The 13,447-nt window shown below is 55.3% G+C and carries 10 protein-coding genes and 1 tRNA gene; 4 read left to right on the top strand and 7 right to left on the bottom strand.

Features of this window, described 5'->3' with window-relative positions:
* Positions 1–186 precede the first annotated feature (186 nt).
* From AC8GE9_RS05225 to AC8GE9_RS05205, 5 genes are all read right to left on the bottom strand, one after another.
* A tRNA-Lys gene (locus AC8GE9_RS05225) sits at positions 187–263 on the bottom strand.
* A gap of 44 nt (positions 264–307) precedes the next feature.
* The gene (locus AC8GE9_RS05220) at positions 308–1,609 is read right to left on the bottom strand and encodes an amidase (protein ID WP_506676050.1); all 1,302 of its coding nucleotides are present in this window, start codon (positions 1,607–1,609) and stop codon (positions 308–310) included.
* Between the two features lie 80 nt (positions 1,610–1,689).
* On the bottom strand, positions 1,690–3,858 hold the full coding sequence (locus AC8GE9_RS05215) for a glycoside hydrolase family 31 protein (RefSeq protein WP_506676049.1): 2,169 nt from the start codon (positions 3,856–3,858) through the stop codon (positions 1,690–1,692).
* 48 nt (positions 3,859–3,906) lie between these two features.
* Positions 3,907–5,625 carry an FAD-dependent 5-carboxymethylaminomethyl-2-thiouridine(34) oxidoreductase MnmC1 gene (gene mnmC1 / locus AC8GE9_RS05210; protein ID WP_506676048.1) on the bottom strand — a complete coding sequence of 573 codons (1,719 nt, stop codon included), beginning with the start codon at positions 5,623–5,625 and terminating at the stop codon, positions 3,907–3,909.
* A gap of 2 nt (positions 5,626–5,627) precedes the next feature.
* Positions 5,628–7,295 carry an AMP-binding protein gene (locus AC8GE9_RS05205; RefSeq protein WP_506676047.1) on the bottom strand — a complete coding sequence of 556 codons (1,668 nt, stop codon included), beginning with the start codon at positions 7,293–7,295 and terminating at the stop codon, positions 5,628–5,630.
* A gap of 86 nt (positions 7,296–7,381) precedes the next feature.
* On the opposite strand from AC8GE9_RS05205, the gene AC8GE9_RS05200 reads away from it, so the two are divergent.
* The 3 genes from AC8GE9_RS05200 to mgtE all read left to right on the top strand — a co-directional run bounded on the left by AC8GE9_RS05200 (position 7,382) and on the right by mgtE (position 11,183).
* A complete protein-coding gene (locus AC8GE9_RS05200) occupies positions 7,382–8,581 on the top strand; it encodes a M20 aminoacylase family protein (protein WP_506676046.1) in 1,200 nt (399 codons plus the stop codon).
* Between the two features lie 72 nt (positions 8,582–8,653).
* Positions 8,654–9,697: a YeiH family protein gene (locus AC8GE9_RS05195; RefSeq protein ID WP_506676045.1), complete on the top strand. Its 1,044-nt coding sequence runs from the start codon at positions 8,654–8,656 to the stop codon at positions 9,695–9,697.
* 19 nt (positions 9,698–9,716) lie between these two features.
* Entirely contained in the window at positions 9,717–11,183 is a 1,467-nt protein-coding gene (mgtE, locus tag AC8GE9_RS05190) for a magnesium transporter (protein WP_506676044.1), read from the top strand.
* On the opposite strand, the gene AC8GE9_RS05185 is transcribed toward mgtE, so the two are convergent.
* Positions 11,146–11,787 (bottom strand): cysteine dioxygenase family protein, encoded by a 642-nt coding sequence (locus AC8GE9_RS05185; RefSeq protein WP_506676043.1) that lies wholly within the window; start codon positions 11,785–11,787, stop codon positions 11,146–11,148. The two genes, mgtE and AC8GE9_RS05185, sit on opposite strands and share 38 nt — an antisense overlap.
* Before the next feature lie 133 nt (positions 11,788–11,920).
* Here AC8GE9_RS05185 and AC8GE9_RS05180 point away from each other — a divergent pair, with 133 nt between their 5' ends.
* Positions 11,921–12,385, top strand: a complete 465-nt coding sequence (locus AC8GE9_RS05180) for an Lrp/AsnC family transcriptional regulator (RefSeq protein ID WP_506676320.1) — start codon at positions 11,921–11,923, stop codon at positions 12,383–12,385.
* On the opposite strand, the gene ydiK is transcribed toward AC8GE9_RS05180, so the two are convergent.
* Positions 12,370–13,431 carry an AI-2E family transporter YdiK gene (gene ydiK / locus AC8GE9_RS05175; protein WP_506676042.1) on the bottom strand — a complete coding sequence of 354 codons (1,062 nt, stop codon included), beginning with the start codon at positions 13,429–13,431 and terminating at the stop codon, positions 12,370–12,372. The genes AC8GE9_RS05180 and ydiK overlap by 16 nt on opposite strands.
* Between the last annotated feature and the right edge of the window lie 16 nt (positions 13,432–13,447).

Here is a 13,447-nt window from a genome sequence, read left to right as displayed (position 1 = left end):
GTATATTGAGTTCTTAATTAGTTCTAACTTAGGTATTTTTGCGCGTCTTGAAAACTCAAGCCAATTGAAGCTATAGTCTGGTTGACTCCCACCTCGGAATATTAAGGTTAGGTCAAGTGTGCAGTGTAATTTTAGGAAAAAAAAATGACCTACATTGATGTAAGCCATTCATTTTTAAATTGAGCTTGGTGGGCTGGGCGAGACTCGAACTCGCGACCAACGGATTAAAAGTCCGCTGCTCTAACCAACTGAGCTACCAGCCCCAAGCCAGACATTATGACTTTTTCAGATACGGCTGTCAAACGAGCTAGGCCTTGGCTAACAATGCCTCGATTTTTCCACCAAGAGTCAGTAACTGATGGTCCTGTCCCTCGACAGCGACAAGTTGGACCGCGAGCGGGAGCCCCTGGCCACCCTTGCCAAAAGGCAAGCCCAAGCAAGGTACGCCAATCGTTGTCCAGGTTCGATTAAACATTGGTGAACCCGTACCATTTTTCTTGAGCGGCGCCTCTCCTGGAGAAGCGAGTGTCAACACCGCATCGAGATCTTTGGCTGCTTGCGTGAACATCTGACGGCATCGTTCTGCATGCTCACGCTCGGCATCAAACTGCGCAGCACTGATCTGTAAGCCAAACTCGATCATGGCAACCGTCAAATCTCCCAGCGGCGCTTTGTTGCGGTAGAGCTTTTCGTAGAAACGACTCATCTCGTAGCTCATGATGATGCGGTTGGATTCGCCCAGAGCAATAAAATCTTTGGCTGGCAGTTCAACATCGACAAGTTCGATATCGTTCGCGCGTAACAACGCTCGAGCGCGCTCAAGCGCTTGCACTGCATCGGCATCGGCCTGCGCGGCCTCCGGACCCGGAAACCAACCCACACGCAACGCGCCTGATTTTTCTGCCGCATTGGATGCACCCAACAACACCGAGGCCAACAGTTTCACGTCATCGACTGACCGCCCAAACCAGCCCATCGTATCCAACGTAGACGCCAAGGGATTGACACCTTCGAGCGGAATTTTTCCACGTGTTGCTTTAAAACCCACGATGCCACAATAGGCAGCCGGACGAATCGTCGAGCCCGCAGTCTGTGTCCCTAAAGCCAAACCCACCATGCCATCAGCAACCGCGGCGGCCGAACCGCTCGATGACCCGCCGGGTGTATGCTCAAAATTGTGTGGATTGACGGTTGCACCCGCAAATTGGCTCGCAAACTCAGTGGTGACCGTTTTCCCCATCATCAAAGCGCCGGCAGCCTTCAATTGCGTGACGATTGCGGCATCCTTGGCGGGACGGTTTCCCACAAAAGCCGCGGAGCCGTACTCGGTTGGCATGTCGCCCGTATCGATGATGTCTTTGATACCAATCGCGATACCCGCGAGGGGCAATTTTTCTGAGCGCGATGACACCGCGGCTAATTGCGCCCGCACATGATCTGCATCGTGCCATTTAAATGCGCGCACAGAGGGCTCACGCGCCGCAATACGACCGAGTTGCGACTCTAGTACCTGCGCGTGCGAGACTTCACCGCGCGCGATACGTGTGGAAGTCTCTGTGACGGTTTGAGCGTAAAGTGCGTGGGAATCAGCGCTGGGGATAGTCGACATGTCTAAGGGCTCCAAATGAAAACATTGAAACCCATCAGACACCAAGAAAGCGCTTATGGCAAGAGGTTAAAAATTAAGTACTAGCGTGCGCGAGAGATGCGGACTTCGGCACCACGACGCTTGACCTCAAGTCCCTCAGAAGGAGAAATTTTCAAGCCTTCGAGCCCTTTGATATAACTTGATCCCTGCATTTGCATGACGCGGATTTTATTGCGCATCACAACGGGATTGTGAACGGGCATACCAAACATCCAGACCTCGTCCAGAATACGGGCTGAATTAAACTCACCGGTGTGCTTGGCAGTCGGTCCCAAGCAAAGCATGTGACCTTCGCGACCAAACACGGGCAATGCGCCCAGGCCACAGGTGACGGTCAGCACAGAGCCGCCTTCGTAACGCCAGCCGGTGTTGAGATCCCACCAAGCTTCGCCCGCTGGCAAATACACCTGAATATCTTGGCCTGGCTGCATAGCGGGTGCCACCAGCACGGCAGGCCCGAGCAGGTATTGCGTATCCCAGCGCTGCGCTTCTTTATCGGCAGGAAAAGACAGTGCCATCGACCGCTGCACGGGCAAACCAGTCCGGGCGGCATCTTCGATAGCGCCCAGCACATAGGGGATCAAACGATAACGCCATTGCAACCAAGTTTGGATATGGGCACGGGTGGCCTCGTCGAACGCCGTCGGCACAAGCTGTGGATGCGCTTGGAAAGAGAAATTACTGGAAAAAACAGCCATGCCCAACCAGCGTAAATACAGCTCTGGCGTCATGGTGTCCAAGGGAGCCAAGGCGTTGCCGAGTGCGTGCATCTGAACGGGTAAGCCACTCGCACCAATCGCGAGTGCCGAGCGCAAGGTCTGCTGAAGACCTGCCCAGGTATTGGGCACACGCGGTGCGCTTTGCCATAACAATCTTTGTGCGCCGGGAAATAAATCCGAACTAAAAACAATCCCTTCGGGCGGCACTTTGTGACCCGCAGCTGCGTCAAACAATGCGCGCCGAGCCAAAGCAGGATAAAGCGAACGAAGCACTGCGCCGCTCTCACCGCCGCGCGCGACGACATTGTCGGGGATGTCAAACTGAACATCACAAGCCGTCGCCCCCACACCTTCTTCGGCGAGATGACGATGGCGCTCTGACCAAGTATTTAATACATCGCGATGCGTCAGATCCAGCAGTGCGAAGGGTTTGCCCGCTGTTGCGGCCACACCGGGGAAAACATGGGCCTCGCCACTTTCATTGCAAAGCAGCCAACCTCGGTCCTCGAGCTCAGCAAACGTTGTCGTATCGATCACCACGGCTGGCAGTGTATGCAAACCTAGGTGCGTCGCTTTTTTGACGAACGCATCAATGGATTGCTTGGGACTCGGAAAACGCTCGGCATCCCACTCGGGTAAAAGCTTGGAGTCCTGGTAGGTCCAGGCAGAAGGCGGCAACAACAGCACGCCATCCACCGCGAACTGTTGCTTGCGAAATTCGGCGATCAACTCGGCCGTTTGGGCAGCGCTCAGTGTGTCGTGCTGTTCGACCCAAACACCCATCGACCACAACGAAGGCTGTCCAGCACGACCGGTCAACTGCGTGTACTGATTCAAAATTTCAGCAGGTTCGGCGGCAAACAAAAATAGATCGAGCGTTTTGTCTTCAATCGCGATCATGTAATGAGAGGGCGACTCAGCGCCCAAATCATGTTCGACGCGCGAAAGCGTATTGACATAAACACCCCAACCCGAAGGACCCCAGGCCAGAGGTAGCGCACGATGCTCGGGTGCGTCAGAAATAATTGTTTCCGAGCGGCGATCGAGGTCACCAGAGGTCTCGCCTAAACCGAAAATCTTTTCTTTGGGGGCGAGCTCAAAACCGACCGTCCATAGAGCCTCTTGGAGGGCGATACCACTCGTAGCCAACGACAGGGCTTTTTTACCCAAACGCTGCACGTCGATTTTGAAGGGGTTGACTGAAATATCGAGTACGGTGTCGCCTTGAACTAAGCGCCAACCTTTTACGCCGCCAGTCAGAGGCTCCAGAATCGCCTCACCAATCGCCTCCGGACGTGCCAACAAAACCTCCGCATGCGCGCGCGCTCGAACGCCAGGCAAAATATCTGCAGCGACGGCCTCGGGAAGTCCACAGCGGATTCGAAATACACCGGGAGCATGAGGCTCAACAACAAGCTTCATCCCCGCACCCGCGTCGAATACGACCCTCGAAGGTAACGAATCGACAAGTTTTAGCGTTTCAAGGTGCATGTTCAGCGCGTAAGAAAAAGCGACTAAGGGCGCTATTTTGGATTTTGTCTAAGTTTGACTAATTTTGTCCATTATATCCCGTTCCAAGGCCAAGGGCTCGCCACTTAAGGCCCCGGCAATCAGATCCCCCGCCAAACTCGACCAAGTCAAGCCTCGTGAAGCAAAACCCGTCGCCACCCAAAGGCCCTGCGTCTGCGCCAAGGGACCGATCGCAGGCAGGCGGCCAGGCAAGACAGCCCGCCAACCCGCCCAGCCTGGCATAGCCGCCAGGTCTGTCAACCCGGTCATCCCGGTCAACTCGGTCAAGCCAGCGAGCCCGAGGAGCCCTGCCGCACGGACGACGTTGCCCTGCGCACCCTCTAGACTTGGTTCGATCCGCTCGGCGCCATGCACATAGCTGCTCCCCACGGCGCACAAACCGTCTAGAGAGGGCAACACATAGCCATCCCCGGAAACAATACAGCGAGGCCCACCGGCCAACAACTGCTCGGGCAACAGGGTAATCTCGCCGCCAAGCTGATGCATAGCGGAGATTCGCGCATGATGGTTGAGTAGCCCGCTCTTTTGCAACAGCGCTTGCGTTCCAAACGCACTCGCCAGGATCACCTGCGGTGCTTGGGCCCTGACCTCTCCCGATACATCCAGAACATGCCATTGACCGTTGACCCTCTTGACCTGATCCACCTGTGCGTCCACGCGCTCAATACCCGGTGACTGAAGCAATGCCTCAATGAGTCGCTCGGGTCTAATGCGAGCCGCGCTTGGAAAATAAAGCCCCCCGCGCGCCAATGACACACCCGCGATGTCACTTGCTTGCGCGCACGACACATAACGCACCCACTGCTCAGGCAATGCAAGCCCTTCAAGCACATGTGCCAGATCAACCACACGACCGCTCACACGCTCAAGCTGCAATGCGCCGCAACGCCACAGCACCTCTTGGCTCACGTGCGACCAGCGCGCCTGGGCACGCAGGCTTCCCGCACGCGACAACCTCGCGCGTACATCGTCATCGCGCGAGACCATGGGTGTTAAAGCAGCAGCAAGATGCCCACTGTGCGCCTGCGCGCGACGATGACCGACATCCAGTACCTGCACTCGCCAACCTCTTAAAGCAAGGGCATGGGCCACACCTGCGCCAGCAATGCCGCCTCCCACAACAACGGCGTGGCGATCCTCTTTTTTAAACTCAGGCTGACGCACCATGCGTTGCGTGGCGACATGAATATTTTCTGTAGAGCCTATCGATTCCGTCAGACAACCTTGCACGACCTGTCCATTCGCAAGCGCAAGCCATAAGCGTGCGGGGTCGCGCGCCAAACGCTGCAGCGACGTCTGCCAACACGAAGCAAGCGGTCCTTGTGAGCTCTCTGCTCGATCACTGAACAACACCGCATCCACCACCGCCGCCAATCCTGGCAATGTGCGCTCGACGGGACCCACGGCAAGTGTGAGCGTCACGGCGAGTCCCTCAAAGTCCAGACGGTGCGTCCCAGGCATGCTTAACGGCCACTGTCGCACCAACTGTTCAACCAAGTCATGCGCTTCGGGTGGCGTTTGCGCGCGTAACCGACAACGCAACACAGGCGCCTCGACGAGAGAGGGACTCAGGGCCACAACATGCAAGCGCGCGGGACGTGTCGACTCTTGCCTCCAACGCTCCCACAATCTAATAAACGACACCCCATCGCCAAAATCACTTTCTAACAAAGTGTATTGGGCGCGCGCGCGCCAGTTCTCTGGCAACCCCAAACGGGCGAACAACATTGTTAGGCGTCCCGGAGCGCGCGACGCAAAATTTTGCCCACCGGACTCTTGGGTAACTCATCCCTAAACTCGATGACTTTCGGACACTTGTAACGGCTCAAATGCTGCTGACACCAAGTGTGAATCTTTACCTCATCCAATAGGGGGTCGCGTCGCACCACGAACAATTTCACCAGCTCACCCGAATGCGCATCAGAGACACCCACCGCAGCGCATTCAAGCACCTCTGGCAGCTCGGTCACGACCGCTTCGATTTCACTGGGGTACACGTTAAATCCTGAAACCAAAATCATGTCTTTTTTGCGATCCAAAATATAGACATAGCCTTGCGCGTCCATCCTTCCAATATCGCCTGTTCGCAAAAAGCCCTCGGACGTCATGACAGCGGCAGTTTCCAAAGGCGCCTGCCAATAACCGCGCATCACTTGAGGACCTCGTACCGCGATTTCTCCCTCCTCACCCAAGGCAAGACGCTGTCCTTGCTCGTCCACAATACAAATCTCAGTGGAGGGAACAGGCAAGCCGACGCTACCCGAGTACGCAGTCGCGTTGGTGGGATTTGCGGCGACAACAGGAGACGTTTCCGATAAACCATAGCCTTCAATCAATGGGCGTCCTGTGACGTTGCGCCAGCGCTCGGCCACAGCGCGCTGTATGGCCATGCCACCACCAAAAGCCAGACGCAAGGTCGAAAAATCCAGTTTGGCAAACTGCTCATCATGGGCCAGTGCGTTGAACAAAGTGTTGATGCCTGGCAGCACATGAGGCGGCTCTTTACGGCATGCAGCAATCAAAGAGGCACGATCTCGGGGATTGATGACCAGCACGCTTTTCATTCCCGCATGGATCGCATAAAACCCGCATACTGTCATCGCGAACACGTGATAGAGGGGCAGCGCCGTCAGCATGGTCAGGGGACCGTCCAACAAATCATGCAGCGCTGGCCTGGCCACGGCGTCGACCTGCAAGACGTTGGCCACCAAATTACCGTGTGTCAGCATCGCCCCTTTGGGCTGCCCCGTCGTCCCGCCGGTATATTGCAGCGCGGCCAAGTCATTCAGACTCAAGACCGGCCGCACCCACTGTTGCTGTTGACCGCGCTTGAGCACGGCGTCCCAGGACCAGGCACCCGGCAGTGGTTTTTCTGGACCCAACTTGCGCACATAGCGCGCACCTAGCGTGACTAAATTGCCCTTTAAAAACCCAAGCATGGCGCCTGGTGCCACCACCACCCGGTGTTTTAGCGCAGGACAGTCCGTGACTTGCTCCACTGTGCGCGCAACGCTTTCAAGCACCACAATGGTGCATGCACCGCTATCCCTCAGTTGGATTGACAACTCTCTAGGCGTACAGAGTGGATTGATATTGACGATCACATGCCCCGCGCGCAAGGTTCCCAACAACGCCACGAGGTAAGGCATGACATTGGGCATCATGAGGGCGACACGCGAGCCCGAAGGCAAGGCCTGCGCGTGCAACCATCCCGCAAATGCCTGAGCATGTCGGTCAAGATCTTGATAGCTCAGCGTCACACCAAAAGAGCTCGCCACGGTCCGCTGGGCATGCTTTTTACACGCGCGATCCAGTAAATCGACCAAGGAGACATAGTCATGGGTCGGAATCTCAGCAGGCACACCCGCCGGGTAGTTGTTTATCCAAGGAAATGGCATAGTCGGATTTAGGGTGAGGGTTATTCAGTCGTGACAACGGTTTGGATTGATAATACTGTTAGACATACTCATTTAAAGTGATTTGCATGAAACTTCTAGAGCCCTTTCTCAATTGGCAGTCCGAAATTCAGGCAATTCGCCGCGATCTCCACGCGCATCCAGAACTTTGCTACGAGGAAAAGCGCACCGCCGACGTCGTGGCTGAAATGCTCCAAAAATGGGGCATCCCGATTCATCGTGGCCTAGGCGGTACGGGCGTCGTCGGCATCATCCAAGGTCGTACGCCCGGCACCCGCGCGATCGGTTTGCGCGCTGATCTCGATGCGCTTCCGATGCAAGAGCTCAACACCTTTGAGCATGCCAGCCAACATCCCGGCAAAATGCATGGTTGTGGCCATGACGGTCACACGGCCATGCTGCTGAGTGCGGCCCGCTACTTGGCCGAGCATAAAAATTTCGATGGTACTGTTTACGTCATTTTTCAACCTGCCGAAGAAGGCGGAGCAGGCGCCAAACGCATGATGGAAGATGGCTTGTTTGAAAAATTTCCCATGCAAGCCGTCTTTGGTATGCATAACTGGCCAGGTCTACCCGTCGGTCACTTTGGTCTCACCGCTGGCCCGATCATGGCCTCGAGCAACCAGTTTCGCATTACCGTTCGCGGCAAAGGCGCGCACGGTGGCATGCCCCACCTCGGCGTAGACCCCGTCATGACCGCAGTGCATATCGCACAGGCCCTGCAAAGCATCGTGACACGCAACCGTCACCCTCTCGAAGCCGCAGTGTTGAGCATTACACAGATTCACGCAGGCAGCGCGGACAACGTCATTCCGACCGAAGCCGAAATGCGTGGCACGGTTAGAACTTTTAGCGTCGAAACGTTGGATATGATTGAACAACGCATGGGTGAGGTCATCGAGCACTCTGCCGCGGCGATGGGCGCCCAAGCGGATTTCACCTTTGTACGCAAATACCCTCCAACGATCAATCATCCTGTTGAGTCTGCGTTTTGCGCGGACGTACTGCGCGAAATCGTGGGTGCTGACCAAGTCGATGACCACGTCACACCCACCATGGGCGCCGAGGATTTTGCCTTTATGTTGCAAGAGGTCGCCGGGTGCTACGTATGGATTGGCAATGGTTTAGGAGAGCACCGGGATGCTGGACATGGCCTCGGCCCCTGCATGCTGCACAATGGCTCCTACGACTTCAACGATGCGCTATTGCCTTTGGGCGCGACCTATTGGGTCAAAATCGCTGAAAACTGGTTTTCCCAAGCGCGCTAAAAGGATCTCTTGGTTTGGGTCGAGGTATCGGGTTAGTATCACGATCACTCTCAACTAGTCTGCCGGATAGGTATGTCTCATCCCACCAAAGCAACCATGTCACCTTGGCGTGACAGAATTAATGGCGTCCTGTTCGTTGGCTTGATGGCTGCGGCGGTCACGCAACTCGCTGGCATTGCTTTCGTCAAATCACTCGGCTTTAGCCCGCTTGTCGTCGGTATCGTCTGCGGCATGCTGTATGGCAACTTCCTGCGCGGCACCATGCCCGCGGAATGGAGTGTCGGCGTTCAATTTACGGCGAAACGCATGCTCCGCGTAGCCGTCGCCTTTTATGGATTGAATGTCAGCATCCAACAAATTATCGAGGTCGGACTACCGGGACTTGTTGTTTCAGTGGGTATCGTTGGAGGTGTGTTGATTCTGGGCACGCTCATCGGCACCAAACTCCTCAAGCTCGATCGTGACACGGCGATGCTGACTTCAGCCGGAAGCGCTGTGTGTGGTGCCGCCGCGGTGCTAGCGTTCGAATCCACCCTTAAATCTGCCCCGCACAAAGCTTCAGTCGCGGTTGCAACCGTCGTGCTCTTTGGCACGATCTCAATGTTCCTCTACCCGCTTTTGTATCAGGCGGGTTGGTTTGATATGGATCCTCGCGCCTTTGGTATTTTTCTTGGCGGCTCAGTCCATGAGGTCGCTCAAGTCGTCGCCTCGGCCAGCAACATCGATGCCGCCACGACCGAGGTGGCCACGATTGTAAAAATGACACGTGTCGCCTTGCTTGTTCCAGTGCTGATCATTCTGGGCCTCTGGCTTCAACGCGTCGCCATTGCCAACGCCGAGGCGGGTGCACCACGTCCCAAACTGCCCATTCCTTGGTTCGCGATCGGCTTTTTAGTCCTCGCCCTGATCAACTCCGCAAACATCATCCCTCCCGCAGTTTTACAAGCCTTGCGCGCGCTCGATATTTTCGTTTTGACGATGGCCATGACTGCACTCGGTATCCAAACACGCTTTACACAAATCCGTGATGCGGGCCCGCGTGTCGTAGTACTTGGCGTGATCCTGTTTATACTGCTTGCATTCGGCGGCTACGCCTTAGTGAAGCTCGTCACCTGAACAACCATGGTGTATCCGCATGACGCAAACACCTGTCGATCCAGCAGCATTAGTTAGGCGCCTTGATCCCGAGGACGCTCAGCTTGCGCTCGCCAAAGTTCAGGAACTATTACATCGTCAAGCGTTAGTCGAAAATCTGGTGCATCGCCAAGAGGATGGCGACCAACGGGCTGAACTTGTTGAAAACCTCCTTCATCGTCAGCACGAAGCCGAGTTATCTTCGCTGGTCAATGATCTACACCCTGCGGATATCGCCTTTATCCTAGGCTCAGTCCCAAACATCGAACGTCAGATGATTTGGCGTTTGGTCAACGCCGAATATGACGCCGATGTGCTGCTTGAGGTCGACGACTGGGTCCGCGAATCGCTCATCAAGACCATGGATCGTCAGGATCTGGTCGCCGCCACCGAGAACATGGACGCGGACGAGCTCGCAGACCTTGCGCCTGACTTGCCCCCCGATGTAGTGGCCGAGGTTCAAAAAGGCCTGACTGAAGAAGAGCGCGCCCGTCTCATCGAGGCCATGGGCTATCCCGACGACAGTGTCGGCGGCATCATGGACTTTGAAATGGTCCGTGTCCGCGAAGACGTCTCTCTCGAGGTGGTTCTGCGCTACCTCAGACGCCTGCCCGAGCTCCCAGACCATACGGATCAGATTTTTGTCGTCAATCGTCAAGACAAGCTTCTGGGTTCGCTCAGCCTGTCATCACTGCTCGTCAACGAGCCGGACTCGCAGGTGAGTGACGTGATGAGCACGGACTACTTGTCGCTCAGCCCCCTGGATGCCGATGCAGAAGCCGCCGGCGCATTCGAACGCTATGACTTAGTGTCCGCGCCCGTGGTGGATGATCTTGGTCGTCTGATTGGTCGTGTCACGATCGCCGAGGTCGTGGACGTGATCCGCGAGGACTCGGATGAACAGGCACTATCACGCGCGGGTATGCAAGACGAGGATATTTTCGCGCCCGTGAGCCGTGCGCTGCGTAATCGTGCGCCCTGGTTGCTGTTGAATCTCTGCACAGCCGCCACAGCATCTTTTATCGCTTCGCGCTTCGAAGACACGGTCAGTACTATTGTCGTGCTCGCTTTCCTGATGTCGATCGTCGCGGGGATTGGCGGTAACTCCGGCAACCAAACCATGACCTTGATCATTCGTGCGTTGGCAGTGGGTCGAATCACGGACAACAATGTCTGGCAACTCTTTAAACGCGAATTGCTTGTGACCTTCATGGTGGGTCTTGTCGGCAGTGCGATCGCCGCGGTGTTTGCCTGGGCGATTTCTAGTTCGATCGCGATTGCGCTCGTGATGATGGCCGCCATGATCTGCAATATGCTGATTGGTGCCATGATCGGTGTTCTCGTCCCGATCGTACGAACCCGTTTTGGAAAGGACCCTGCGATGGGGTCCTCGGTACTGCTAACCTTTGCGACGGATTCGCTGGGTTTCTTTATTTTCTTGGGGCTTGCGACGGCGTTTCTACTCTGAGCGAGACTGCCATCATGCGGTTGACATGCGTACTCATACGCGCAGCATCAATCCCATACACATGAATCGATACAACCGTTTTATCGCCTTCGTTATGAAGGCGATGGATAAAGTCCATTCCGCCATGACCACAGACACTTTGACCTGCAGCACGCGTCACGCGATTGAACAAATAAGCCTGTTCAGCAGCTCGATCGTACTCAAAATGACTTTCAGACAAGACCCCGCTCAAGACGCGATAGGCACACCACGTGTAGTGCGCATGCACCGGACTGCCCTGCGTTGGGTCCCAGCGTAACGCCACGACGGTAAACATCCCCGCGGGATCGGCATACAGCAGGTGTCGCGAGTAGGTTTGAGTCGAATAAGGCATCAACATGATCGTGTTGACCAATCGGTCCGTCGACGCACGATCCAGCGCTTGATTCAAGGCCTGACGAACACGGTATGGCACTAAGTCTGCCTCGCCTAAACATGCTTGGCGAATCGACTGCGCCAAACCTGGGACTTCAAGCTCGAGCAAGGACTCGGATTGCGCATGCGCCTCGGCTGCAGTGGCAACGCTGGCTAAGGGTAATGACTGGACTGTTGGCGAGGTCTGCATAACAAAAGATCCATACATACGATCTCTCATCATAGAACCCGACCTTGAGAAATAAATTGCAATTTATCTCAATGAGCATTAAAAATTAGATTTTATTTCTAATAATTTATATTTAAATAGAAAAATGATGCAAATAGACAAAAAAGATCGCGAAATTCTTAGGCTGATGCAAGAAGACGCCAGCATCTCTTTGGCTGACCTCGCAAGCGCGGTCAACCTCACACCGACACCCTGCTGGAGACGTCTGCAAAAGCTTCAAGAAGAAGGCATCATCAAAAAACAAGTCGCGTTATGCGACGCACGCAAGCTCAATCTCGGACTGACAACCTTTGTCACGATCCGGACCAGTCAACATAATGAAAAATGGATGAAACGCTTCGTCGATGGCGCCACAAGCATTCCCGAGATTGTTGAGATCTATCGCTTGAGCGGGGATGCGGACTATTTGCTCAAAATCGTGGTGCCAGACATCGATCGCTATGACAGCGTATACAAACGCTTGATTCGCTCCGTGGAGCTCCTCGATGTCAGCTCTGCCTTTGCTATGGAAACGATTAAGTGCACCACGGCACTCCCGTTGGATTATGCGCCCGGCTGATCGTCTGGGACTTCCGCGACCCACGCTTGCGCGAGCGTATAGGTCACGGCCAAAGCAACAGGCCCTACAAAAATACCGATCAAGCCAAAGCTGAGCAAGCCACCAATTACACCCACAAAGATCAACAACAGTGGCAAGTCCGCGCCGCGACGAATCAACATCGGCCGTACAAAATTATCCATTGTGGCGACAATAACGCTCCAAACAAGCAAAAAGGTCGCCCAAGCATTGTTGTCGCCTTGCCAATACATCCATGCGACCGCGGGGAACAACACCAATCCCGGCCCGGCCTGAGCGATACACAACATCAACATGAGCGCGGACAATACCGCAGCAAACGGCACACCGGCAATGACCAGACCCAGCCCACCCAAGCCGGTCTGCAAAACCGCGGTGACACCCACACCGAGTGCAACGGCGCGAATCGCCTGCCCCGCCAGCACAACTGAACCCTCGCCACGCTCACCTGCCAGACGCCTGCCCACACGGCGTGCCATGAGGGCAGCCTGCTCACCCGAACTGTAGAAAATAGCAGCGATCAATACGACTAGAAAAAACTCAATGAGCATCCCGCCCAAGCCACCAAACTGGGCGAACAACCATTTACCTGTTTCGCTTGCATAGGGAGACACATGATCAATGAGACCGCTCATCCCACCAGAGCTCAAACTCAACCAGAAAGCCGCAATTTTTTCACCAACCAAAGGAATGCCAGAGACCCACTCAGGTGACCCTGGCATACCTCTGCTCGCCAAGCCCTGACCAAAGGATATCAAATCATGGGAGCGCTCAGCGATCGTTCGAATCGCCCACGACAACGGCATCACGAGCAGCAAAAGCATGCCGAGCGTCATCACCAAGACCGCTGGAGCTCTGCGGTTGCCAAAAACCCGCTCCAAGGCCTTGAGCCAAGGCCAGGTCGCCACCACAATCATTGTGGCCCAAACCATTGCAGCCAAAAAGGGCTTGAGCACCCAAAAACACAGTGCGATCAAACCAACAACCAAAATGGCCGCCAAAGTGTTGCGAGTTAGATCATGTTTCACGTGTGCTCACTCTAGG

It is taken from the genome of Zwartia lucis (assembly GCF_965234455.1).
Lineage (GTDB): Bacteria > Pseudomonadota > Gammaproteobacteria > Burkholderiales > Burkholderiaceae_B > Zwartia > Zwartia lucis.
This window is presented reverse-complemented; position numbering and strand designations above follow the sequence as displayed.